We start from the raw sequence: 23,443 nt of genomic DNA on the forward strand, positions 1-23,443 counted from the left end.
TCCTGTGGGACCGGCCGGCTACTGGAGACCTGCGGCCTTGCACGCGTCGGCGTACTGCGTGGTGCAGATCTGCGCGATCGTGTAGAAGCCGTCCTGGACCACGGTGTCCTTGATGTTGGTCTTCGTCACCGCGACCGGGGTCAGCAGGGTGGCCGGGACGCCGTCCTGGGTGGTCGCCGAGGCCGGGGCCTTGCCGTCGGCGAGCAGCGCGGCGTTCTTGGCCGCGTCCTGCGCCTGCGGCTTGATCGCCTTGTAGACCGTCATCGCCTGGTCACCGCTGATGATCCGCTGGATGCCGGTGAGCTCGGCGTCCTGACCGGTCACCGGGACGATCGGGGACACCCCGCCGGCCTTCAGGGCGGTGATCACGCCGCCCGCGGTGCCGTCATTGGCCGCGTACACCCCGACCAGATTCGGCTTGACCGTGGTCAGCTGGCTCTCCATGAACGACTGCGCCTTGTCCGGGCTCCAGTCCGGGGTGTCGTACTCGGCCTTGATGGTGAACCCGGAGCCGTCGAGGACGCTGTGCGCGCCCTTCTTGAAGTCGGCCGCGTTCGCGTCGGTCGGCGCCCCGTTGACCATCACCAGGTCACCGGAGGTCTTGCCCGACTGGTGCAGGATGTCGACCAGGGTAGTGCCCTGGAGCTGGCCGACCTTGACGTTGTCGAACGAGACGTAGTAGTCGGACCCCGCCACGAAGCGGTCGTAGGCGATGACCTTCACGCCCTTGGCCTTCGCCTGGTTGACGATGGTGACCGCGGACTTGCCGTCGACTGCGTCCAGCACCAGTACCTTGGCGCCCTGAGTGATGGCGGATTCGGCCTGTTGCTGCTGCTTGGCGGCGTCCTGGTTGGCGTTGTTGTAGATCAGCGTGCAACTCGAGCACTCGGTCTTCAGCGCCTCCTCGAAGTACGGCTTGTCGAAGGTCTCGTAGCGGGTCGTCTTCGTCTCCGGCAGGAGCAGGGCGATCTTCGCCCCGCTGCCGGCGCCCGGGGAGCTGCCGGTGGTGGCCTGGTTGCCACCACATCCTGCGAGAGTCGCCAGGGACAGCCCGGCGGCCATGCCGACGGCCGCCAGTCGGGTGAGTCGAGTGTTCATTCGAACTCCTCAATCCGGGGATGGCGGACGGCCTCGTTGCCGCCCGCACCGTTCCACTCTACGGACCTCTCTGCCGGATGTGTGGGATTCGACACAAACCGTTATCCGCAACGGCGCGGAACGACCAGCACTTCGGCGGGCGTCGCGGTGCTGCCGTCGGACGGCGGGCCAGATTAGGCTGACCTCATGAGCGAGACGACGGTCCTGTCGGTCCCCGGCCCCCACGGCGTCCGTGAGATCACCCTGACCAGTCCGGACAAGGTACTGTGGCCGGCCGCAGGTCTCGGCGGCGGGGCCGGCTTCACCAAACGTGACCTCGCCGACTACCTGCTGATGGTCGGCGAGCCGTTCCTGCGGCTCAACGGCGACCGGCCGATGACCCTGCAACGCTTCCCCGAGGGGATCGAGGGCGAGGAGTTCTTCTCCAAACGGCCACCCCAGGGCACCCCCGGGTTCCTCCGTCGGGTGACCCTGACCTACCCGTCGCGGCGCCGCCACGACCAACTGGTGTTCGACGAGCCGGCCGCGCTGGCCTGGGCCGCCCAGGTGGGCACGATCACCTTCCACCCGTGGCCGGTGCGGACGGCCGACCTGGACGATCCCGACGAGCTGCGGATCGACCTCGACCCGCAGCCCGGCCGGGGCTTCCGGGACGCCGTCGAGGCGGCGGTCGCCCTGCGGGAGGTGCTGGCCGGGGTCGGTCTCACCGCGTACGCCAAGACCTCCGGCAACCGGGGCGTGCACGTCTACGCCCGGATCGCGCCGACCCACGAGTTCCAGCAGGTCCGCCACGGCGTCATCGGCATCGCCCGTGAACTGGAGCGGCGGCTGCCGGACCTGGTCACCACCTCCTGGTGGAAGGAGGAGCGCGGCGAGCGGGTGTTCGTCGACTTCAACCAGGCCAACCGCGATCGGACCATCGCCGCCGCCTACAGCCCGCGTCCGCTGCCGTCGGCCACCGTGTCGACCCCGCTGACCTGGGCCGAACTCGCCGACGCCACCCCGGCGGACTTCACCGTGCGGACGGTCCCCGAGCTGCTCGCCGACCGGGCCTGCCCCTGGGCCACGATCGACGACCATGTCGGGGACGTGACGGGGGCCCTGGCGCTGTGGGAGGCGGACCTGGAGCGGGGCCTCGGCGAGCTGAACTTCCCGCCCGACTACCCCAAGATGCCCGGCGAACCGCCGCGGGTGCCGCCCAGCAAGCGCCGCACCGACCGCGCCGATGCCGACTACCTGCCCCCCAAGGCGGAGCGGGACGCCGAGTGGGGCACGCCGATCGTGCCCCCGTACGGCCCGATGCTGGCCAAGCCGGTGAAGGAACTCCCCCGCGGCGAGGTGCTCTTCGAGCCGAAGTGGGACGGGTTCCGCTCGATCATCTGGCGCTCCGGGGACCGGGTCGAGATCGGCAGCCGCAACGAGCGACCGATGACCCGCTACTTCCCGGAGCTCGTCGAGGCGGTGATCGCGAACTTCCCCGACCACTCCTGCATCGACGGGGAGATCGTGATGATCGACCCCGACCGGGGCGACCGGCTCGATTTCGACCTGCTCCAACAACGCATCCACCCGGCCGCGTCCCGGGTGCGCCGGCTCGCCGCCGAGACACCGGCCAGCTTCGTGGCGTTCGACCTGCTGGCGCTGGGGCCGGTCGACTACACCGGACGCCCCTTCGCCGAGCGCCGGGCGGCGCTGGAGGAGGCGCTCGCCGGGGCCCGGCCGCCGATCCACCTCACCCCCGCGACGCGGGACCGCGAGTTGGCCACCCGCTGGTTCGCCGAGTTCGAGGGGGCGGGTCTCGACGGGGTGGTGGCCAAGCCGCTGGACCTGCTGTACCAGGAGGACAAGCGGGTGATGTTCAAGTACAAGCACGACCGCACCGCCGACTGTGTCGTGGCCGGGTACCGCTTGTACAAGGACCGCGACGATGCCGTCGGATCGCTGCTGCTCGGCCTCCACGACGAGCAGGGGACGCTGCACCACGTCGGGGTGATCGGCGCCTTCCCGCTCGCCCGTCGCGAGGAGCTGTTCCGCGAGCTGCAATCACTGGTGACCTCCTTCGACGATCATCCGTGGGCGTGGGAACAGCCGACCGAGACGATGCCCGACAACCGTGACCAGGAGACCCCGCGGTCTCCGATGGCGGCCGCAGGGTCCCGGTGGAACGCCCGCAAGGACCTGTCCTTCACCCCGTTGCGACCCGAGCGGGTGGTCGAGGTCCGCTATGACCACATGGAGGGCCCGCGGTTCCGCCACACCGCCCAGTGGGTGCGCTGGCGGGAGGACCGTACGCCACGGTCGTGCACCTTCGCCCAACTGGAGGAACCGGTCAGCTACGACCTGGGCGCGATCCTGGGTCTGGTCTGACCCGGTGCCGGCCGGACGGCGGGGTCGGGCCGGCGAGGTCGAGGACGAAGCGGGCGACCGGATCGGTGATCGCCCGCGCGCGGGCCACCGGGTCGTCGGCCTTGCGGGTCGGCCCGAGGGCGTGCACCGCGCCCTCGATCTCGACGATCTCGATGGCCCCGTTCGCAGCGGGGTCGTCCGCCGCCCCGGGCGGGACGTCCTCGTCCCGGGGCTCGCCCGTCCGGGACTCCGCCAGCGCGGCGCGCAGCTCGCCGGCGCTGCCGAACGGGTCGCGGGAGCCCTGGACCACCAGCACCGGTCCGGCCACCCCGGCCAGTTCGGTCACCCGTGAGGCGGTGGGGCGACCGGGCGGATGGAGCGGGAAGGCGAGCGCCACCACGCCGCGCGCCGGCGGGGCGTAGCACCGACAGGCGACGCGGGCGCCGGCGCTGCGGCCGCCCACGACCAGTGGCAGGTCGGCGCGGCGGCTGACCAGGTCGCCGAGGGCGGTCAGCCAGGCCGCGTCCAGTCCCGCGGCGGCTCCGGCGACCCGCCGACCCGCCGTACGCCAGGGCTGCTCGAAGCGTGCCACCGAGATGCCGAGCGGCGGCAATGCCGTAGCGAGCGCGGCCAGGTCGAAGGCCTCGATCCCGCCGCCGGCACCGTGCCCCAGCGCCACCATCGCCCGGGGCGCCGCGGCCTGGTCCAGGACGAGTCGTCCGGTCCCGTGCGGCGTGTCGACCTCGATCACGGTCATCCTGCCTCCTCCCGGACGGGCTCGTCGGTGCCGGCGGGCCGGGTCCGATGGCACCGCCGAGCGGGCCGTACGCCGAGCCATCCGCGGCCCGACCAGCGTAGTCACCCTGAGTGAGGGCTCAGGAACCGGCCACCACCGCGCGGTAAGTGAGGTTACCCTAACCTCAGTCGGTCGGCGCGTGGTGCCGTCCCGTGGCGCTGGAGGTTTCGATGAGTTCGATGACTGTGGTCGTCCTCGGCCTGATTGCCGGAGCGACCATCTTCCTGGGCCTCCCCCTCGGCCGGATCCGGGCCGCTCTGCCCAGGACCCGTGTCTGGCTGAACGCGCTGGCGATCGGCATCCTGCTGTTCCTGTTCTGGGACGTGCTGACCCATGCTTGGGAGCCGGTCGACAAGGCGCTCTCGGACCGCGACCTCGCCGCCGCCGTGGGCCCGGCGGTGGTGTTCGCCGCAGGGCTGGTCATCGGGCTGCTCGGGCTGGTGTACTTCGACCGGTGGATCGCGGCCCGCTCCACCGGTCGCCGGCCGGACGGGCCGGGGGCCGCCACGGCGGGTGTGACGCCGGTGGCCCGGATGGCCTCGTCGGCCGCCACGTTGTCCCTGATGATCGCGGTCGGGATCGGGCTGCACAACTTCGCCGAGGGCCTGGCGATCGGCGGCAGCGCAGCGAGCGGGGCGACCGATCTCGCGATCCTGTTGGTCGTCGGTTTCGCGATCCACAACGGCACCGAGGGATTCGGCATCGTGGCGCCGATGGCCGCCGAGTCGGTCCGGCCCTCGTGGGGCTACCTCGGTCTGCTCGGCCTGATCGGGGGCGGCCCGACCTTCCTCGGCACGGTGGTGGGACAGAGGTTCTCCAACGACCTGGTGAGCGTGGCGTTCCTGACCCTCGCCGCGGGTTCCATCCTCTACGTGGTGATCGAGTTGCTCGCCGTGGCACGACGCCAGAAGCTCAAACTGATCACCACCTGGGGGATCGTCGCGGGAGTGTTCCTCGGCTTCGCCACGGATGCCGTGGTGACCCTGGCCGGAGCCTGAGCCAGTGGGTCGGTGGCCATCGCCGGCGGCGGGCCGGTCATCGACCGATCGGCGGTCGCAGACCGTACGCGGACTCGATCACCAGTGAGGCGATGAGGCGCTCGACTGCCGCAGCCAGGTCGTCCTCGGGCAGGTTCGTACGGCGCCGGACCAGTTCGGTCGTGGTCGGTGCCGTACGTTCCACGGTGGCCGTCCACCAGGTCGGCGGATTCGTCGGGGCGTCCGCCTCCGTGCCGCCGGTCGCGGCATGACCGTGCACCAGGATGGCCAGTAGCCGGGCGACGCCCACCGGGTCACCGACCCCCGCCTCGACCAGCCCGGACACCAGCGACTCCTGCCAGGCGGTCCCGTCGGGTCCGCGCGGGGTGGTCCGGATCGGGACCTCGGACAGCCAGCGGTGGCCCTGCAGGACCTGCCAGCGTGCCGTGCACCAGGTGTGCACCCGGTCGGCGAGGGAGCCGGTGAGGTGGGGAGCGGCGCCGAGGGCGACATCGGCCATCAACTCCAGGAGAGTTTCCTTGGAGTCCACGTACCGATAGAGCGCTGTCGTGGTCAGCCCCAGCTCCCGGCCCACGACCTGGAGGGTCACCCCGGACAGGCCGTGTTCGTCGGCGACCCGGACACCGGCCCGGGCCACCTCCGCCACGGAGTAGCGCGGCTTCGGGCCGGGTGCATCCCCGGCCACCCCCCACAGCGCCGCAAGCGCCGGCCAGGGTACCGCCGAGGAACTGTGCATGACATTCACTCTAGTCGAGTAGAACTGTGACCGCAGTTCACTGTCAGGAGAATTTTTGTGAACCCTGTTCACTGTCGCCGGATGGGAATGTGTACGAGATTTACAGTCGGTGGAAAGGTGCCGGCCTGACCGGTGCGGAGGGCCGTTCCGCCGGCGGGCGACAGCTGCCCGCCAGCAGGTGTCAGGCGGTCGGAGTCTGCGACGGGCCGGGCTCGGGGCGAGCCGCCGGGCCCGTCCCCCGCAGCCCGAACCAGCTGACCAGTCCGCCCAGGACCAGCAGTGCGGCGGTGATGTAGGTGGCGAGGCGATATCCGGCGGTGAGAAGGCCGGCGTCGCGGTAGTCCGCCCCGGACAGTCCCACCACCGCGGGCAGTGCGGCGATCGCGAGCAGACTCCCGGTCCGCGCCACCGCGTTGTTGATCGCGCTGGCCGCGCCGGCGAGGCGTTCCGGCGCGGCGCCGAGCACGGCGGCCGTCAGCGGGGAGACCAGGACGGCGAGTCCGAGCCCGAACACGCTGGTGCCGACCAGTACGCTCCCCCACCCCGACCCGGCGGCGACCCGGGAGAGGATCAGCACGCCCAGGGCGACGATCATCGGGCCCACGGTCATCGGCCGGCGCGGCCCGAGGCGCTGCGCGAGGGTCGACATCGGTGCCGACAGCAGCATCAGGATGATGGTGATCGGCAGGGTGGCCAGTCCGGAGTCGCGCGGGGAGAAGCCGACGGTGTTCTGCAGTTGGAGCACCAGGAAGAACAGGATCGACCCGAGCGCCCCGTAGACCAGGAAGGTCATCAGATTCGCCGAGGTGAAGACCCGCGAGGAGAAGAGTGTCAGCGGCACCAGCGGGTACGCCGCGCGGCGCTCGACCAGGACGAAGGCCACCGCCCCGGCCACGACCGCCGTGGCGACGGTGGCGGCCAGCACCGGGGGCCACTGGTGGCCGTCGATGAGGAGCCAGGTCAGCGAGGCCAGCACCGCCGAGGTCAGCCCCGCTCCGGCCACGTCGAAGCGTCCGGTCGCCTCCTCGTCGCGGCTCTCCGGGACGGCCGCCAGGCCGGCCAAGATGACCACGGCGCACAACGGGAGGTTGACCAGGAAGATCCACCGCCAGGAGAAGTGGCCGAGGAGCCAGCCACCGAGGAACGGGCCAATGGCCACGGCCACGCCCGACACACCCGCCCAGGTGCCGATCACCGCAGGTTGGTCCTCCTCGCGGAAGGAACTGCGGATGATCGCCAGCGCGCCGGGGGTGAGCAGCGCGGCGCCGACACCCTGCAGCACCCGGGCGACGACCAGCCAGCCGGTGGCCGGAGCCAGTGCGCAGCCGAGAGAGGCCAGCGCGAACCAGACGACCCCGACCAGGTAGACTCGCCGCCGGCCCAGCCGGTCCCCCAGGCTGCCGCCGACGAGGATCAGCGCCGACAACGACAGGATCAGGCCGTTGTTCACCCACTGCAGACCGCCGAGTGAGCTGTTGAGCTCACGCCCGATGGTCGGCAGGGCGATGGCGACCACGCTGGTGTCGAGCATCGTGATGCCCGAGCCGAGGGTGACCGTGGCCAGGGTGATCAGGCCGCGGGAGGACCGGCGTGCGTACGGGGTGATGACCCGGCCTCGCCCGGTGCGGCGGCGGGGCGCCGGGGTGGGGTGATCAGTGGGGTCCGACACGGTCCAGTGTCGGTCGCCCGGGGCGACGGCGACAAGGGCGATCCCGCAGGTCCCGCAGTGTTCCGGCTGCCGGCTCAGTCACCGACGTGGGGCCCGGTCTCGCGCTCGATGTCGAGGTGGACCCTGGCCACCGTGCCCCCGATGGCGGCGACGGCCGCCAGGACCGGCGCCGCGACGACGGTCAGTGCCCCGCCGGCGAGGCCGAGGGTGAGCGGGACGCTCAACAGTTCGCGGCCCTCGGCGGTGCGGATGATGACGCGGCGGGCGTCGGCGTCCGCATAGAGCTTCTTGATCGTCCGGACCAGCTGGTCGCCGGCCACCTCGATCTGTTCGATGAACGTACGTCCGGGTCTGTCCATGCTGGGACGCTATCAGGACCGGGGCCGGCCGGGGAGATGGACGGGGACCGATCGACGGTCGACACCGCAGGCCGTGGTCCCGGACCGGCCCCCACCGGGCCGACCGTACGATGGCCGTCGTGTCTGCACCGACCCGAACGTCCCCCGAAGAAGCCGATCCGCCGGCCCACGAGCATCTTCGCCGTAACCTCGCCAACCGGCACATCCAGCTGATCGCGATCGGCGGCGCGATCGGCACCGGCCTGTTCATGGGGTCGGGACGGACCATCTCGTTGGCCGGGCCGTCGATCCTGTTGGTCTACGTGATCATCGGCGTGATGCTCTTCTTCGTCATGCGGGCAATGGGCGAGCTGCTGCTGCACAACCTGGAGTACGCCTCGTTCCAGGACTTCGCCGCCGATCTACTGGGGCCGTGGGCGGCCTTCGCCATCGGATGGACGTATTGGTTGAGCTGGGTGTTCACCGGGATGGCCGACATCGTCGCGGTGACCGGCTACTGGAAGTTCTGGGTGGGTGACCTGCCGGTCGCCATCGGGCTGACAGTCCTCACCCTCGTCGTCCTGCTGGCGCTCAACCTGCTCACCGTGCGGCTGTTCGGCGAGATCGAGTTCTGGTTCGCGCTGATCAAGGTCGCCGCGATCCTGGCGCTGGTCGCCGTCGGGGCGACGATGGTGGTCCTGCGATTCACCTCGCCGACCGGCATCCACACCTCGATCGCGAACCTGTGGAGCCACGGCGGCCTGTTCCCGACCGGGCTGCCCGGGTTCTTCGCGGGATTCCAGATCGCCGTCTTCGCGTTCGTCGGCATCGAACTGGTCGGTGCCACCGCGGCGGAGGCCCAGGACCCGCGGCGTACGCTGCCGAAGGCGATCAACTCCATCCCGGTCCGGGTGCTCCTGTTCTACGTGCTGGCGCTGGCGGCGATCATGGTCGTCACCCCGTGGGACCGGGTCGACCCTGGCACCTCCCCCTTCGTGAACCTCTTCACCCTGGTCGGCTTCGGCGGTGCCGCCGGTCTGATGAACTTCGTCGTGCTGACGTCGGCCGCATCGTCCTGCAACTCGGGGATCTACTCCAGTTCCCGGATGCTCTACGGTCTGGCGCACAAGGGGATGGCGCCGCGCTGGCTGGGGGTGCTCAACCGACGGGACGTCCCGGCCACCGGGCTCTGGCTCTCGGTGGTGCTGATCGGCGCGTCCATGGTGCTCACCGCGAACGAGTCGGTGATGGCGGCCTTCACCGTCGTCACCTCGGTGGCGGCAGTGCTCTTCATCGTGATCTGGAGCCTGATCCTGATCAGCTACCTGCGCTACCGAGCCCTGCGTCCCCAGGCTCACGCCACCTCGCATTTCCCGATGCCGCTGGGACGGTCGATGTCATGGGTGGTGCTGGCCTTCTTCGCGTTCGTCATGGTGCTGCTGGCCCTGCGGCCGGAGACGCGTCAGCCGATGCTGGTCGCGCCGGTGTGGTTCGTGGTGCTCGCCCTCGGCTGGCGGATCGTACGGCGCCGGGCCGTCGGCAGTGGCGATGTCGCGCCCGAGCGGGACTGACGGGGGTTACCGGACTCGTCTGGGCCGGGTCGCTCCGGAGGGCGGCGGGCTCCCGCGCGTCTGTGAGAGGGTGAACCCTGAGCCGTCGGGCAGACTGTCCGTCCCTCGGCCGCCATCCACCCCTCGAGCAGGAGCCGACATGCAGCATCCGTCCGGGACCGCCGACCCCACCGGACGGGGGTCCACCTTCGACCTCGGCCGGTGGGTGGCGTACGTGACCCTCGGCGAGAGCATCGGCTTCCTGGGGCCCGTGCTCGGCATCGCCCAGTCCGCCGCCCTGCGGCGTGGTCGGGTCGCCGTGTCCCGGGTGGGCTGGATCGTCGCCACCGCCTCGGGGACGGCAGTGGCCTGGATGATCGGGATGCTCCCGTCGACCCTCGCCGATCTGGGCGTGCCGCTCGACTGGAGTGGTCCGGGCATCGCCGCAGTGATCGCCGGCGGTCTGCTGCTGTTGGTGACGATCCCGGCGCTGCAGTGGATCGTGCTGCATGGGGCGGTCGAGCGGGCCTGGCGGTGGATCCCTCTGAACATGGCCGCCTGGCTGGTCGGGCTGGTCTTCACCTTCCTGCCCTCCCCGTTCATCGACACCAGCACCCCCGTCCCGGTCCTGTTGGTGGCGTACGCCGCGGCGGGAGTGGCGATGGCCGTCACGGTCGCGACCCTCACCGGACTCGGGCTGCGCCGGATGCTACGGGCCGCTCGCTGATCGACCCGCCGGTCCGATCCGGTCCGAGCAGGACGCGAACGCTCAGGGCAGGTCGACCTGGTGGGTGAGACCGAGGATCTTCAGTGTCCTCGGGTCGCGCGCCCCGGCGAAATAGCGTTCCAGCACCTGACGGAACACCGGGCCGCCCGGATTGGCCGCTTCGAAGAGGGTCATCGACGAGCGCAGCTTCATCGCGTCCACCCGGCCCAGCAGGTGCTCGGCGGTGCTGGCCGGACCGTCGGCCACGGCCCGGCCGGTCTCCAGCAGGCGATGTTCCAGGATCGGATGCTGGAGATAGGCGCGCGCCTCGTCGAGCCCGGAGATCGCGTAGCGCTCCGCTGTCGCGCTCCGACCCAGCCCGGCGACCTGCGGGAAGACGAACCACATCCAGTGGCTGCTCTTGTGGCCCCCGCGCAACTCGGCGAGGGCCTGTTCGTAGACGCCGTCCCCTTGGGCGCGGACGAAGCGCTCCAGGTCGTACGGATCGGTGGTGGCCATGGGTCAATTCTGCCCGTCGGACGCCGGTGCCGCCGGGCGTTGGTTCCCTTCCCCGTGGTACTTCGAACCCACCGTGCTGACCGATGTGCCGGCAGAGGCGACGATGGCGCGTGCCGAGACCTTCGGCCCGGTGGTGTCGGTGCAGCCGGTGACCGACCTCGACGAGGCGATCGCCCGGGCCAATGACAGTGACTTCGGTCTGTCGGCCAGCGTGTGGACCGCCGGTGGGCGCGGTGAGACGGTGGGCCGCCGGCTGGAGGTGGGCTCGGTGAACGTCAACGAGGGGTACACGGCCGCCTGGGCCTCCCACGGCGCGCCGATGGGCGGCTGGAAGGCCTCCGGACTGGGACGACGGCACGGTGTCGAGGGACTGCTGGCGTTCACCGAGAGCCAGACCGTCGCCACCCAGCGGCTGTTGCCGCTGGCGCCCCCGCTCGGCCGTCGCGGGGCGGCCGCCGCGTTCGCCGCCGGGATGACACCGGCCATCCGTCTGCTGGATCGCCTCCGCTGAGAGACCGGAGGTCGGCCTCCGCGGACCGCGGGTGGTGGGCGGGGCGGCGTCAGTCCCCCGGCCCAGGAGCGGGAGCATCCGGACGGGGCGCGGGACCCGCCGGACCGGGACCGCGTCGCGGGGGCTGCCGGAGCCGCCGGACGATCAGATGGGCACTGCCCAGGGCGCCGTACGCCACCATCAGCAGCAGCGGCACCGTCCACAGCGGTGCGGCGGTGAGTTCCCAGGCCATCGCCGTGGCGAACAGCGGTGCCCGCTGGGTGACGGCGAGCATCCCGGCGGCCCCGATCAGTGCCCACAGCGCCACCGAGGCCGGACCGCCCGCGGACCGGACGATCCACGCCGCCGCACCGCCGGCCGCCGCACCGGTCGCCAGCGCCGGGGTGAGCAGCCCGCCGACTGCGCCGGAGCGTACGTAGAGCCCGGTGACCAACGGTTTGAGCACCAGCAGCAGGGCGAATCCCATCGCCGATCCCCCGCCGGCGAAGGCGGTCTGCATGATCTCCTGGCCGTTGCCCGGCAGATTGGGCACCGGGACGGACAGCGCGCCGAGCACCACCCCGGTGAGTCCGATCGCCACCGGCAGCCGCCACCCCGCCCGGGGCCGCCGGCGCTCGGCGACAGTCCGGACCGCGTCGAAGGCCAGCCCGAGCAGGGCGGTCAGCGGCACGGCGGCCAGCGCCCAGCAGAGCGCGTCGAGCTGGGGGACGGCACTGGGGAAGGCGTACGTCGGCCGAGTGGAGACCACCGGCCAGGCCACCACCGTCGCGATCGCCGACATCGCGGCGGTGATGCCGATCGTCAGCGGGGACCAGCGGACCAGCAGGATCTCGAGGGCGAACAGTGCCCCGGCGACCGGGACGTTGTAGACGGCGGCCAGGCCCGCGCCGGCGGCGGCCGCCAGGATCGTCCGGTGCAGGTCGGCCTCCACGCCCAGCCGGCGGCCGATCTGCTGGGCCAGCACAGCCGCGGTCTGGCGCGGCGCACCCTCACGCCCGATCGACGCCCCCGCGCCGACCACCAGGACCTGGAGCAGGGCGTCGGCGGTGGTGCGCAGCACCCCCATCCGCCGGGCCGGGTCCCGCAGGGTCGCGTCGAGTGGCACCACCTCACCGCCCCGGCGCAGCGCCCACCAGCCGAGTCCGGCCAGGATCCCGCCGACGGTCGGGGCGATGATCCGGCGCAGCGGTGGGGCCGCCTGGACCAGCGGGGTGCCGTGCCGGCCGTACGCCACCGCCTCGACGACGTGGAGCAGCGCCACCATCGCGGCGCCGACCAGGCCGGCGGCGATCCCGCCGAGCACCACGACGGCCACGGCGATGAGGATCCGGCGGTGCCTGCCCTGACGACTGCCGCCGGTACCGGCCATCGGAACACGCCTCTCTGGTCGGGAGTCGGCCCGCTCCGGGCATCGGCCGGGTCAGGACTCCTTGATGTACTCGCGGGCCACCGCGACGGCCCCCGTCGCGGTCCCGTCGGCGGTATGGATGACCGCGAACGTCATCGTGACATACACCTTGCCATCGGCGGCGGTCAGGGGTCCGCCGGTCGCCGGTCCGCCGTATGCCGGAGGGCTCGGCGTAGGGTCCTGCCATGGACCTTGTACGCTCCCTGATCCTGTTCGTCGTGGCGGCATTCGCCGAGATCGGCGGGGCCTGGCTCGTCTGGCAGGGCGTCCGGGAACATCGCGGCTGGGTCTGGGTCGGTGCCGGTGTGCTGGTGCTCGGCGTCTACGGCCTCGTCGCGACCCTCCAGCCGGACGCGAACTTCGGCCGGATCCTGGCGGCGTACGGGGGTGTCTTCGTCGTCGGTTCGCTGACCTGGGGCATGGTGGTGGACGGCTTCCGCCCCGACCGCTACGACATCGCCGGGGCGTTGGTCTGTCTGGCCGGGATGGTGATCATCATGTACGCGCCACGGGCCGGCTGAGAGCCCACGGTCACCGGTCCAGCACGCAGTTGGCGCACCCGCTGCCGCAGCACTCCCGTTCGGGCGACTTCAGGTCGTACACCAGACGGGCGAGCCGGTGCTCGAGGTTCTTCCGGATCACCTTCATCCGGCGGCCCGGATCGGTGTCCTCCTCGGGAGGTTCGATCGGCCACACCTCGAACGACGGCCGGATGCCCGGCGGGAGCGGCACGAAGCCCTGGGCGTTGCGGAAGCCGAGGACGATGACGCGCTGGTGCTGGTCCAGCTCGACCGGGTCCACCGGTCGCGGCGGCGCCAGTGGCACCGGGTGCCGCGACGTCGCCACCGCGTCGCGCACCTGCGAGGTCACCGCGTCGTACGCCACCACGTTCGCGCAGGTGGTGGTGTAGTCGCCGTCGGAGCGGCTGCGGGCCAGCGCCTCCGCCAGTTGCGCGATGCCCTCGGTGTCGGTCCCCACGAAGCAGACCGTGGCCATCACGACGCACCTCCTCGCTCGCTCCCTCCAGGGTAGGTCGGGGGTGAGCGGGCGGTCCGGTCGCCGAGGGGCCAGACTGTCGGTGTGGACGACCTCGTCATCGCGCCCGGACCGGGCCTGCCCCGCGGGCTGGTCATTCCCGCCGATCTGCTCCGGGAGCGGTTCAGCCATGCCTCCGGGCCCGGCGGGCAGGGGGTCAACACCGCCGACTCCCGGGTGCAGCTGGCGTTCGACCTGGCCGATCTCGCCACGCTCGGGGTCGAGGAGGCCCGTCTCGACCGGGCCCTGGACAGGCTGGCCGGTCGGCTCACCGGCACGGTCCTCACCGTGGAGGCGGCCGAGTTCCGTTCCCAGCACCGCAACCGGAGGGCGGCCCGCGATCGGCTCGCGGGGCTGCTGCGGACCGCGCTGGCCCCGCCCCCGCCATCCCGGCGCCCGACGAGACCGACCGGAGCCTCACGCCGCCGGCGGCTGGAGGCCAAGCACCGCCGCGCCGAGGTCAAGCAGGGTCGTGCCCGGCCGACGCCGGAGTCCTGACCACACCGGACACAGCCCAGACACAGACCGGGGCGTCTAAGGTGGCGAGCGATCGCCTTCCCGAACCCAGATCGGAGTCCCCCATGGGAAACACCCTTGCCCGTACGGTCCTGCGTCTCGCCAGCCCCGTCCTGATCGGAGCCGGTGGTGCCGCCTGGTACGTCATCACCGAGCAGCTCAAGGCCCAGAAGATCGGCGTGCACCCCGACTCGCCGAACCTCAAGGGGCGCCCGGTCGCCGGCCCGGTGACCGCCTTCGCCCAGGCCGCCGTGATCGAGAAGCACGCGCTGAACATGGGCGGCGGGCGCACCTTCGCCGAGATCAGCGAGGAGTGGATGGAGGCCACCGCGGCCGGTGACACCGAGCGGGCGGCCGAGCTGGCCGGCACCCGGGAGACCGTGATGCAGGCCAACTTCCTGCGCGCCTCGCTGTTCACCTCGGTGCTCGCCTACGGCGTGTCCGCGCTCACCATGGGCATCGGCGTCCTCAGCTGGGCCACCGCCAGCGCCACGCACCGGAAGTGATCCTCGGTCGGGACCGGGCCCGGGCCGGCCAGGACCCGTGCCCGCCCCGGCCGCTGCCCGCCCGGCCGGTGTTCACCGACCGGTGACGAGTCCGACGAAGACGTCCTCCAGAGTCGGCGTCACCGCCGTGACCGTTACCTCCTCGAGCCCTGCTGCACCCAGCCGGGAGGCCAGCTGCGGGGCGGTCAGCCCCGCTGCGGCGACGTGGAGCGCGGCCCCGGCCAGGTAGACGTCCTGGACGTCCGCGGCCGCCTCCAGCCACGCGTACGCCCGGTCCCGGTCCGCGCAGCGGACCTCCAGCAGCGGCGCAGCCCTGCCGACCAGCTCGCGGGGAGAGGCGTCGGCGACCACTCCCCCTCGGTACATGAAAGCCAGCCGGGTGCAGTTGGTGGCCTCGTCCATGTAGTGCGTCGTGACGAAGAGCGTGACACCCCGCCCGGCCAGATCGTAGAGAAGGTCCCAGAACTGGCGGCGCGCCACCGGGTCGACCCCCGAGGTCGGCTCGTCCAGGAACAACAGCTCCGGCTGGTGGATGGTCGCCGTCCCGAGGGCCAGCCGCTGTCTCCAGCCGACCGAGAGATTGCGGGCCAGCTCGCCCTCCCTGCCCCGCAGATCCGCCATGTCGAGGACATACTCCCGGCGGGCCGCGTAGGTCTCCTTCGACAGGTCGTAGACGCCGGCGTAGAACCGCATGTTCTCCTCGACCGTCAGGTCCTCGAACAGGCTGAACCGCTGGGACATGTAGCCGATCCGGCGACGGACGCGTTCGGGATGCCGGGCCACATCGGTGCCCAGCACCCACGCCCGGCCTGCGGACGGGGCCAGCGAGCCGGTCAGCATCCTGATCGTGGTGGTCTTGCCGGACCCGTTCGGCCCGAGGAAGCCGAAGACCTCACCGCGCCGTACGTCGAAGGTGATCCCGTCCACCGCGGTGAATCCGCCGAACATGCGCTGCAGGCCCTCGACCCGTACGACGACGTCGGGGTCGGCAGGACCTGACGGCGGAGCCGGCCGGGAACGATGGAACAGTGTCATGACTCCCCTACCCCTTGAGCCGCCTGTTGACCGCCACGAGGGCGGCACCGAAGACGGCCACGGCGAACCCGGCGAGTGCCGCCAGCGGCCCGGCCAGGTCGCCGAACCCGGCCCCGTGGACGAAGGCCCCTCGCATCACGACGAGGACGTGCGTCAGCGGGATGGCGTACGCCACCGGCAGCAGCACGCTCGGCATCGACTCGAGCGGGAAGATGAAACCCGAGAGCACCATCGCCGGGAGCATCAGGAACATGATCGTCTGCTGGGCCTGGTGCCGGGTCCGGGAGACCAACGACACGAGCAGGCCCAGCCCGAGCACGGTCAGCATGAACAGCACCAGCCCGACGACCACCACCCAGATGCTCCCGTTGAACGGCACCCTGAACCAGGTCACGCCGACGACCGCGACCAGCAGCGCCTGGGCGGACGCGACCAGGGCGTACGGGACCGTCTTGCCAGTGAGGTATTCGGCGGGGGTGATCGGGGTGACGAACATCTGCTCCAGGGTGCCGGACTCCCGTTCCTTGACCACCGCCTGGCTCATCACCACCACGATCGAGATCATGCAGATCAGTCCGATCAGGCCCGGCAGCATGGTGTTCAGGGAGCGCAGCGTGGGATTGAACTGCACCCTGACCCGGGCGTCCAGCCCGGGGACCGCCGACGTGTCCACCCCGGCGGCGGCGAGCCGGCGGGTGTTGACCTGCTGCACGATCTGGGTCGCGTAGCTCAGCGCGACGCCCGAGGTGGTGCCGTCGGCACCGTCGACGATCACCGCGACCGGTGCGCTCTCGCCGCGGGTGAGCGCGGCTTCCGTACCCTCCGGGACCACGACCGCGACGGAGACGGCCCCGGTGTCCATCAGCGGGCGGACGGCGGCCTCGCTCGCCGGATGGGCGCTGATGACGAAGTAGCCGGAACCGGCGAACGCGTCCTCGACCTGCCGCGATACGGCGCTGTGGTCCAGGTCGACGACCGCGGTGGGCAGGTGGGTCACGTCGGCGGCGACGACATAGCCGAACATGATGAGCTGGAGGATCGGCATCGCGAAGATGATCCGCAGCAGCAGCGGGTCGCGCCGCAGCTGCTTGAACTCCTTCCAGATCAGCAGCCGGATCCGCTTGGGGCTCACCGGGCTCTCCGTCGGGACAGCAGCGTGGCCACCGACGCCGCGACCACCGCGTACACGCTCAACTGCGCCAGTGGGAGCGCGAGCTCGGCGAACCCGGCGCCCTTGAGGAAGACCCCGTGCGAGATGGTCACCATGTAGCGGGCCGGGAACAGGTAGCTGACGGCACGCAGCCACCCGGGGACGGAGCTGAGCGGGAAGGCGAATCCGGACAACAGGAAGGACGGCAGGAAGGCAATCACCAACGCCAGGATGTTCGCGGTCTCCAACGAGGGGCTCACCGCCGAGACGATCAGCCCCAGCGCCAGACAGGCGAGGATGAAGACCGTCGAGGCAAGGACGAAGACCGGCACGCTGCCACGGAACGGCACCCCGAACACGCCCAGGCCGAGGGCGACGATCACGCCCAGGTCGACGAAGGCGAGCAGGGTCCAGGGCAGCATCTTGCCGATCGTCAGCTCCGCGGGGCGCAGCGGACTGACCTGCATCTGCTCGCGGGTGTGCAGGTCGCGTTCCCGGACCAGGCTCGTCGCCGTCTGCTGGACGGTCACGATCATGATGATGACGACCACCAGCCCGGGGATGAGGAACAACGAGGAGCGCCGTTCCGGGTTGTACCAGGTCCGCATCCGCGGCTCCAACATGCCGGCGGAGGCGGTCGCGGCACCACCCCCCTGACGGTCGGTCCAGGTCGCCGCGAGCCGGGCCCCGTACTGCACGTTCAGTGCCGTGGCGTACGCCTTGCCCACCGCGGCGGCCTGGGTGTCGGCGCCGTCGACGAGAACGGCCACCCTGCCCTGGCCGCCCTCCGCGAGGGTCCGGCCGAATCCGGGTGGAACGACGACCGCGACCCGGATCCGGTTCTGCCGGAAGAGCTCGTCGATCTGGTCGAGGCCGGAGACGGTGCCGCGGACGTCGAAGAAATCCGACGAACTGTAGGCGGTCAGATATGCGCGGCTGGCCGCGGACTGGTCCTGATCCAGGACAACGGTCGGTACGTGGTCCACATCGAAGCTGATGGCGTAGGCGAAGAGGAGGAGCTCGAGCACCGGCAGCAGGAGGACGACCCCCAGGGCCCTCGGATCGCGGACCAGGTGCCGGAACTCCTTGGCGGTGATGGCGCCGATCCGGGCCAGTGACCGCCTCATCGCGACACCGCGGGGTGAGGGCGTGGCGACTCCGCCAAGAAGGCGAAGGCCGCCTCCATGTCGGGACGTACGGTCCTGACCTCGTCGACGGTCAGTCCCAGCGCGCGGAGCCGACCCGCGAGGTCGGCCGCCGGGTCGGCCGCCTCCCGGGGTGCCAGCAGCACCCGTGCCACCTCCCCCTGCAGGTGCGCCGACAGCACGTCCGGCTGGCCGGTCAGCGCGGCGACCACGTCGCGGGGCGCGGGGGCCGCCACCTCACAGAGGGTCCCGGGCACGAGGTCCTTGATCTCGTCGGGCGTGCCCGTGGTGGCGAGCCGGCCGCCGGTCATGAAGGCCACGTCCGTGCACCGCTCCGCCTCGTCCATGTACGGGGTGGCGACGAGCACGGTCGTGCCGCCGCGATGCAGGTCGGAGAGGATCCGCCAGAACTCGCGGCGGGACACCGGGTCGACGCCGGTCGTGGGCTCGTCGAGTAGGAGGAGGGCCGGCGCGTGCATCAGCGTCGAGGCCAGCATGCACTTCTGTTTCATTCCCCCGGAGAGCTTTCCGAAGGCGCGGCCGGCGAACTCCGTCATGCCCATGCGGGCGAGGAGCCGGTCGCCCCGCTCCCTGCGCTGACGTGACCCGACCCCCCGGAGGGAGGCGAAGAAGTCGAGGTTCTCCCGGACACTGAGGTCGGGGTACATGCACGTCTGCTGCGACATGTAGCCGATATGCGGCGTGACGGCGGCCGGGCGACGTACGACGGAGGCTCCGCAGACAGTGGCGTCACCGTCGTCCGGGGCGAGCACGGTCGCCAGCAGCCGGATCAGCGTCGACTTGCCCGCGCCGTCGGGACCGAGCAGGCCGAACACCGCGCCGGCGGGGATGTCCAGATCCACGCCGTCCACCGCGACGACAGGCCCGAATCGCCGGGTCAGGCCCCGGGCCCGGATGGAGCCCGTCATCGCAGCGCCACGTCCACGGGCAGGCCCGCCGTGAGTGCGCCGGAGGTGTCGTCGATCCGGACCCGCACCTGGTAGACCAAGGTGACCCGCTGGTCCTTGGTCACGACGTTGTTGGGGCTGAACTCCGGGTCGGAGGCGATGCTGGTGACCGTGCCCGTCCGGACGAGGGTGTCGATGTCCGAGGTGACCGCCACCTGCTGGCCGACATGGGCCTCCCCCAGTCTCGGCTCGGGCAGGTACACCCGCACGAACGGATCGGTGGTGTCCACCAGCGTGACGAGCGTCCGCCCCGGCGCGGCGGCCTGGCCGGCGTTCGTCGCGACCACGGAGACGGTCCCGGCGTGGGGTGCGGTCACGGTGGCGTTGTCGCGTTGCGTCCGGGCGAGGGAGACGGCGGCCTCCGCCTGCTTCTGCCGGGCGCGGGCCGCGGCCAGATCGGCGGCAGACGCGTTGTCGCGCTCCGCCTGCTGGACCGCGGCCTTCGCGGCGGTCAGCCCGGCATCGGCCTGGTCGACCTGCAGGCCGAGGGCCGTGTCGTCGAGGCGGACGAGGACGTCCCCGGCCCTGACGGTGTCACCCTCGGTCACCGCCACCTCCGCGACCCGTGCCGAGGTGAGTGCCGACACCTGATAGCTCGTCGACTCGACGATGCCCGTCAGCGCGGTGGTGCCACTGCTGGCCCCGGTGCGGGCCTGCCACCAGAACCAGCCGCCGACGCCGGCCGCGACGAGGACGAGGACCACCACCGGGATGAGGGCCTTCGGAGGGCGTTTCGAGGGGGACATGGGTCACCGGTCCTTCGGGCTGGAGGGACAACTGTCGAGGGTGAGATCGAGCGGTGCTCCGGGCGGCAGGGCGTCGCCGTCGACGGACAGCCGGACCGGGACCGCCCGGGTGAGGTGCACGTCGCTCCCGGCGTACGACGTCTCGGGATACTCGGCCCGGGCGCCGATCGCCGTCACCGTGGCGTGTCGGTTCCCGGGCAGCCAGTCCGCGCTGACCGTGGCGCCGGTGCCGACGCAGAGCCCCGCAGCGCCTGCCGGGGGGACCCAGGTGGTGACGGTGCTCTGCCCGTCCGGTCGAACGGCCACCAGGGTCGCGCCCGCCGCCACCACGTCGCCGGCCGCGACCGAGGTGGTGACGACGCCGGCGACCGGTGAGGTGATGGTCGTCCGACCGGCCTGCTCCTCGGTGAGACGAACGGCGACATCGCTGCCGTCGGCGGCCAGCCGGGCCAGCTCGGCGGCATCGCCCAGCTGACGGATCGCGTCGGTGAGGGTGGCGTCGGCGCTGTCGAGGCGGCTTCGGGCGCTGCGCGCGTTGGCGAGACCGGTGTCGACGGCGGTCAGAGCGGTGGCGAGTTGGCGGACCAGCGCCGCGGGGGTTGCCCCCGACGCGACCGGTCCGGCGGACGGGGCCGAGGCCGCGGCGGGCGCGGAGCGGGTGGCGTCGGTCCGGCCGGCCGCCGCCGTGCGTGCCCGGTCGAGCTGGGCCGCGAGCCGATCGCGGGTGGCGGTCAGGTCGGCGATCGCCGCGTCGACCTCGGCGCGGTTGGCCCGGAGGTCGGATCGTCTGCTGCGGGCGTCGTTCCCCCGCGCCACCAGGGCGTCCGCCTGCGCTCGGGCGACGTCCGCGTCGGCCCGTGCCGCGGCCACCGCAGCCACCGCGGCGCGGTCGTCCAGGCGGACGACGACGTCGCCGGCGGCCACCTGGTCCCCCGTTCGTGCGGAGCTCTCGACCCTGACGTACGTCGTCTCCGCAGTTGCGGCCGACGGGACGGGCACCGCTGGTGTCCCGGAGGGCAGTGCGGCGGAGGGCGATGCGGTGGGAGCGAATCCGGCGTCGGTGTTGACCGCCGGCACGGGCAACTGGGGGGCGACGAGGAGAACCGGCTGGTCCAGGACGGTCCCCGCGAGCGTGGCCGGCGCCGGTGTGCAGGCCGTCAGCGCGACCGGGACGAGCCCCAGCGCGGCACCGACGGTCCATCTCCTCATGGGGCCACCCTGCTCGTGGTCGGGACACTCGGCAACCGGTGATGAATTACCGTCGGGTGATGGTCCTCACCCCCGCGGCCGCAGGGCTCGACGAAACGTCGCTGTCGGATCCCGGACTGTCACGGACCGGACGGGGCGCCGCGTGGTCGCCCTGATGACATCCCGTGGCCCGTCGGCAGCTCGCCCAGCAGGAGGTGGTCCAGGATCGGCCCGTAGACGGCGACGACAGTCTCCCGCGGCATCGAGGCGAGAGGCTCGAGCCGGGCCAGGTAACGGACCTGCGCCAGGCCGGAGACCTGTGCCTCCACCAGGCCGGTACGGAGCTCTGCCTCCCGCCGGGACATCCCGAGTTCGAGCTGGACAGCATCCGTGATCGGGCCCTTCATGAAGCCCAGGAGGGCCGGCACCAGTTCGACCCGGTGGCGTACGGCCTCGATCATCGCCTCCCCCCACGGTGAGTCCCAGGCCTGCAGGGCGGTGCTGACCAGCCGGGTCCCGATCTGCTGGCGACCTGCACCGGCGACCTTTCGGATCACCGGGGCGGGGTCGAAGGCGAGCTGCGCCGTCGCCAGGAACAGCGCCCGCTTGTCCGCGAAGTAGTGGTGGACCAGTGCGGCGTCGACCTCGGCCTTCCGGGCGACCGCGCGCAGGGAGGTGGCGTCGTAGCCGAGCCCACAGAACAGTCCGTACGCCGCGGTGACGATCTCCTGGCGTGTGTCCGGCTTCCCGGGGCGTCGGCCGAGCCGGCGCGCCGGTGCAACCGGGGCCGGTGCGGGGCTCGGGACATGCACGCCTCAACCTTATGTCCGGGCGCGGCAGACTGGGAGTATGACCACGCGAGATCGTGACGCCTCGGGGCGGCCGGTGAACGCCCGCCCACGGGACGCGTTGGGCCGGCCCCGGGCGCGGGGGCTGGAGGATGTCGCGGAGCGGGTGCCGCAGCATTCGCGCACCCCTGACGAGGTCCTCGCCGAGGCGCAGGACTACTTCGACCGGGAGCTGCCGTTCCAGGCGCACGAGATCCTGGAGGACCGGTGGAAGGCGGCCGAGCCGCAGTGGCGGGATCTGTGGCAGGGGCTCGCCCAGCTCGCCGTCGCCCTCACCCATCAGCGCCGCGGGAACCTCCGGGGCGCGACGGCGGTGTCCGTCCGGGCCGCGGAACGCCTGGCGGCGTACACATCGGCCGCCCCGGCCGGCCCGTCCGCCTCGACGGGACCGTACGGGATGGGGCCGTACGGGATCGACCTCGCCGGTCTCACGGCATGGTGCCGGCACCTCGCGGCCGACCCGGGTGGTGAGGTGCCGGTCCCCGTGCTGCGGCGGGTGTGACTCAGGCCGTCATCACCACCTTGAGCGCCTTGGTCTGAGCCGCGTGACCGAAGGCGTCGTACGCCTCGTCGATCTGGTCGAGGGTGAAGTGGTGGGTCGCCAGCCGGTCGACCGGCAGCTTGCCCTCGGCGATCATCTTCAGCAGCATCTCGCCGGTCACCGTGTTGACCAGGCCCATCGAGATCCGGATGTTGTCGATCCACCGGTCGTTGATCGGCAGCTCGACCGGCTTGCCGTGCACGCCGACATTGGCCAGGGCGCCGCCGGGGCGGACCACCGCCAGTGCGTCGACGAAGGTCTCGGTCAGGCCGACGGCCTCGATCGCCACGTCCACGCCCAGCCGGTCCGCGGTGAGGGCCCGCACCCGGTCCTCCCAGTCCGGTGTCGAGGAGTTCACCGTGTGGGTGGCGCCGAAGACGTTCTTGGCCTGGGCCAGCCGGTTGTCGTCCAGGTCGACGGCGATCACCCGGGAGGCGCCGTGCAGGCCGGCGGTCATGATCGCTGCCAGCCCGACCGGGCCGGCGCCGATCACGGCGACCACGTCGCCGGGCCTGACCCCGCCGTCCCGGACGCCGATCTCGTAGCCGGTGGGCACGATGTCGGAGACGAAGAGTCCCTGCTCGGCGGTGACGCCCTCCGGGAGGTGGTAGAGGCTGGTGTCCGCGTACGGGATGCGGACGTACTCGGCCTGGGTGCCGTTGATCAGGTGGCCGAGGATCCAGCCGATCCCGCCGACGGTCTGGCAGTGGCTCGGCAGGCCCTTGCGGCAGTAGCTGCAGGTCCCGCAGCTCGTGATGCACGAGATGATGACGCGGTCGCCGACCGCGAAGTGGCCGACTGCGGGACCGACCTCGGTGATGATGCCGACGCCCTCGTGGCCCAGGATGCGTCCGTCGGTCACCGCCGGCACGTCACCCTTCATGATGTGCAGGTCGGTGCCACAGATCGTGGTGGTCTCGACCTTGACGATGCAGTCCGACGGCTCCTGGATGGTGGGATCCGGCACGTCCTCCCACGCCTTCCGGCCCGGCCCGTGGTACACCAGTGCTTTCATTGTCCCGCTCCTTTGCGAGATGCCGACGCCGGCGCCGAACCGCCGGCGGTGAGGTCACTCCACGTCGGGACCAGG

The 23,443-nt window shown here is 71.8% G+C and carries 25 protein-coding genes; 9 read left to right on the forward strand and 16 right to left on the reverse strand.

Annotation, left to right across the window (positions count from 1 at the left end):
* Positions 1–18: 18 nt before the first annotated feature.
* Entirely contained in the window at positions 19–1,098 is a 1,080-nt protein-coding gene (locus tag R0145_RS08065; protein WP_317839850.1) for a sugar ABC transporter substrate-binding protein, read from the reverse strand.
* Between the two features lie 186 nt (positions 1,099–1,284).
* Between R0145_RS08065 and R0145_RS08070 the strand changes: the two genes are divergently transcribed.
* On the forward strand, positions 1,285–3,465 hold the full coding sequence (locus R0145_RS08070; protein ID WP_317839851.1) for an ATP-dependent DNA ligase: 2,181 nt from the start codon (positions 1,285–1,287) through the stop codon (positions 3,463–3,465).
* Here R0145_RS08070 and R0145_RS08075 read toward each other — a convergent pair.
* Positions 3,428–4,201 carry an alpha/beta family hydrolase gene (locus R0145_RS08075; RefSeq protein ID WP_317839852.1) on the reverse strand — a complete coding sequence of 258 codons (774 nt, stop codon included), beginning with the start codon at positions 4,199–4,201 and terminating at the stop codon, positions 3,428–3,430. The two genes, R0145_RS08070 and R0145_RS08075, sit on opposite strands and share 38 nt — an antisense overlap.
* Positions 4,202–4,410: 209 nt before the next feature.
* Between R0145_RS08075 and R0145_RS08080 the strand changes: the two genes are divergently transcribed.
* Positions 4,411–5,238 carry a ZIP family metal transporter gene (locus tag R0145_RS08080; RefSeq protein WP_317839853.1) on the forward strand — a complete coding sequence of 276 codons (828 nt, stop codon included), beginning with the start codon at positions 4,411–4,413 and terminating at the stop codon, positions 5,236–5,238.
* Between the two features lie 37 nt (positions 5,239–5,275).
* On the opposite strand, the gene R0145_RS08085 is transcribed toward R0145_RS08080, so the two are convergent.
* The 3 genes from R0145_RS08085 to R0145_RS08095 all read right to left on the reverse strand — a co-directional run bounded on the left by R0145_RS08085 (position 5,276) and on the right by R0145_RS08095 (position 8,002).
* Entirely contained in the window at positions 5,276–5,974 is a 699-nt protein-coding gene (locus tag R0145_RS08085) for a helix-turn-helix domain-containing protein (RefSeq protein WP_317839854.1), read from the reverse strand.
* A 181-nt stretch (positions 5,975–6,155) separates the two neighbouring features.
* Positions 6,156–7,643 carry an MFS transporter gene (locus R0145_RS08090; protein WP_317839855.1) on the reverse strand — a complete coding sequence of 496 codons (1,488 nt, stop codon included), beginning with the start codon at positions 7,641–7,643 and terminating at the stop codon, positions 6,156–6,158.
* Between the two features lie 74 nt (positions 7,644–7,717).
* Positions 7,718–8,002, reverse strand: coding sequence for a DUF4342 domain-containing protein (locus R0145_RS08095; RefSeq protein ID WP_317839856.1), 285 nt, complete (start codon positions 8,000–8,002; stop codon positions 7,718–7,720).
* Between the two features lie 110 nt (positions 8,003–8,112).
* Here R0145_RS08095 and R0145_RS08100 point away from each other — a divergent pair, with 110 nt between their 5' ends.
* Positions 8,113–9,552, forward strand: a complete 1,440-nt coding sequence (locus R0145_RS08100) for an amino acid permease (protein WP_411742088.1) — start codon at positions 8,113–8,115, stop codon at positions 9,550–9,552.
* A gap of 139 nt (positions 9,553–9,691) precedes the next feature.
* Positions 9,692–10,258: a hypothetical protein gene (locus R0145_RS08105; RefSeq protein ID WP_317839858.1), complete on the forward strand. Its 567-nt coding sequence runs from the start codon at positions 9,692–9,694 to the stop codon at positions 10,256–10,258.
* A 42-nt stretch (positions 10,259–10,300) separates the two neighbouring features.
* Here the strand turns inward: R0145_RS08105 and R0145_RS08110 are convergent, their stop codons facing one another.
* On the reverse strand, positions 10,301–10,756 hold the full coding sequence (locus tag R0145_RS08110; RefSeq protein WP_317839859.1) for a DUF1810 domain-containing protein: 456 nt from the start codon (positions 10,754–10,756) through the stop codon (positions 10,301–10,303).
* Between R0145_RS08110 and R0145_RS08115 the strand changes: the two genes are divergently transcribed.
* Positions 10,755–11,267, forward strand: coding sequence for an aldehyde dehydrogenase family protein (locus R0145_RS08115; protein ID WP_317840188.1), 513 nt, complete (start codon positions 10,755–10,757; stop codon positions 11,265–11,267). The genes R0145_RS08110 and R0145_RS08115 overlap by 2 nt on opposite strands.
* A 49-nt stretch (positions 11,268–11,316) precedes the next feature.
* On the opposite strand, the gene R0145_RS08120 is transcribed toward R0145_RS08115, so the two are convergent.
* On the reverse strand, positions 11,317–12,636 hold the full coding sequence (locus tag R0145_RS08120) for a chloride channel protein (RefSeq protein ID WP_317839860.1): 1,320 nt from the start codon (positions 12,634–12,636) through the stop codon (positions 11,317–11,319).
* A 224-nt stretch (positions 12,637–12,860) separates the two neighbouring features.
* On the opposite strand from R0145_RS08120, the gene R0145_RS08125 reads away from it, so the two are divergent.
* Complete coding sequence (locus R0145_RS08125) at positions 12,861–13,196, forward strand: YnfA family protein (RefSeq protein WP_317839861.1); 336 nt, start codon at positions 12,861–12,863, stop codon at positions 13,194–13,196.
* Between the two features lie 10 nt (positions 13,197–13,206).
* Here R0145_RS08125 and R0145_RS08130 read toward each other — a convergent pair whose 3' ends face one another.
* Positions 13,207–13,671, reverse strand: coding sequence for a hypothetical protein (locus R0145_RS08130; RefSeq protein WP_317839862.1), 465 nt, complete (start codon positions 13,669–13,671; stop codon positions 13,207–13,209).
* Between the two features lie 84 nt (positions 13,672–13,755).
* Between R0145_RS08130 and arfB the strand changes: the two genes are divergently transcribed.
* Positions 13,756–14,208, forward strand: coding sequence for an alternative ribosome rescue aminoacyl-tRNA hydrolase ArfB (arfB, locus tag R0145_RS08135; RefSeq protein WP_317839863.1), 453 nt, complete (start codon positions 13,756–13,758; stop codon positions 14,206–14,208).
* A gap of 83 nt (positions 14,209–14,291) precedes the next feature.
* The gene (locus R0145_RS08140) at positions 14,292–14,732 is read left to right on the forward strand and encodes an aromatic ring-opening dioxygenase LigA (protein ID WP_317839864.1); all 441 of its coding nucleotides are present in this window, start codon (positions 14,292–14,294) and stop codon (positions 14,730–14,732) included.
* A gap of 72 nt (positions 14,733–14,804) precedes the next feature.
* Here the strand turns inward: R0145_RS08140 and R0145_RS08145 are convergent, their stop codons facing one another.
* The 7 genes from R0145_RS08145 to R0145_RS08175 form a co-directional block, all read right to left on the reverse strand.
* Positions 14,805–15,767: an ABC transporter ATP-binding protein gene (locus tag R0145_RS08145; protein WP_317839865.1), complete on the reverse strand. Its 963-nt coding sequence runs from the start codon at positions 15,765–15,767 to the stop codon at positions 14,805–14,807.
* A gap of 7 nt (positions 15,768–15,774) precedes the next feature.
* Positions 15,775–16,899, reverse strand: coding sequence for an ABC transporter permease (locus R0145_RS08150; protein ID WP_317839866.1), 1,125 nt, complete (start codon positions 16,897–16,899; stop codon positions 15,775–15,777).
* Positions 16,896–18,044, reverse strand: coding sequence for an ABC transporter permease (locus R0145_RS08155; protein WP_317839867.1), 1,149 nt, complete (start codon positions 18,042–18,044; stop codon positions 16,896–16,898). The genes R0145_RS08150 and R0145_RS08155 overlap by 4 nt, the downstream gene beginning before the upstream one ends.
* Positions 18,041–18,991, reverse strand: coding sequence for an ABC transporter ATP-binding protein (locus R0145_RS08160; protein ID WP_317839868.1), 951 nt, complete (start codon positions 18,989–18,991; stop codon positions 18,041–18,043). Before R0145_RS08160 ends, R0145_RS08155 begins: the two co-directional genes overlap by 4 nt.
* A complete protein-coding gene (locus R0145_RS08165; RefSeq protein ID WP_317839869.1) occupies positions 18,988–19,776 on the reverse strand; it encodes an HlyD family secretion protein in 789 nt (262 codons plus the stop codon). Before R0145_RS08165 ends, R0145_RS08160 begins: the two co-directional genes overlap by 4 nt.
* A 3-nt stretch (positions 19,777–19,779) precedes the next feature.
* Positions 19,780–20,985, reverse strand: coding sequence for an HlyD family efflux transporter periplasmic adaptor subunit (locus tag R0145_RS08170; protein WP_317839870.1), 1,206 nt, complete (start codon positions 20,983–20,985; stop codon positions 19,780–19,782).
* A 119-nt stretch (positions 20,986–21,104) separates the two neighbouring features.
* Positions 21,105–21,776, reverse strand: a complete 672-nt coding sequence (locus R0145_RS08175; RefSeq protein ID WP_317839871.1) for a TetR/AcrR family transcriptional regulator — start codon at positions 21,774–21,776, stop codon at positions 21,105–21,107.
* Positions 21,777–21,813: 37 nt separating this feature from the next.
* Here R0145_RS08175 and R0145_RS08180 point away from each other — a divergent pair, with 37 nt between their 5' ends.
* The gene (locus R0145_RS08180; RefSeq protein ID WP_317839872.1) at positions 21,814–22,314 is read left to right on the forward strand and encodes a DUF309 domain-containing protein; all 501 of its coding nucleotides are present in this window, start codon (positions 21,814–21,816) and stop codon (positions 22,312–22,314) included.
* A gap of 1 nt (position 22,315) precedes the next feature.
* Here the strand turns inward: R0145_RS08180 and R0145_RS08185 are convergent, their stop codons facing one another.
* Positions 22,316–23,368, reverse strand: coding sequence for a zinc-dependent alcohol dehydrogenase family protein (locus R0145_RS08185; RefSeq protein WP_317839873.1), 1,053 nt, complete (start codon positions 23,366–23,368; stop codon positions 22,316–22,318).
* Positions 23,369–23,443: the final 75 nt, after the last annotated feature.

The organism is Raineyella sp. W15-4, assembly GCF_033170155.1.
Taxonomy (GTDB): Bacteria; Actinomycetota; Actinomycetes; order Propionibacteriales; family Propionibacteriaceae; genus Raineyella.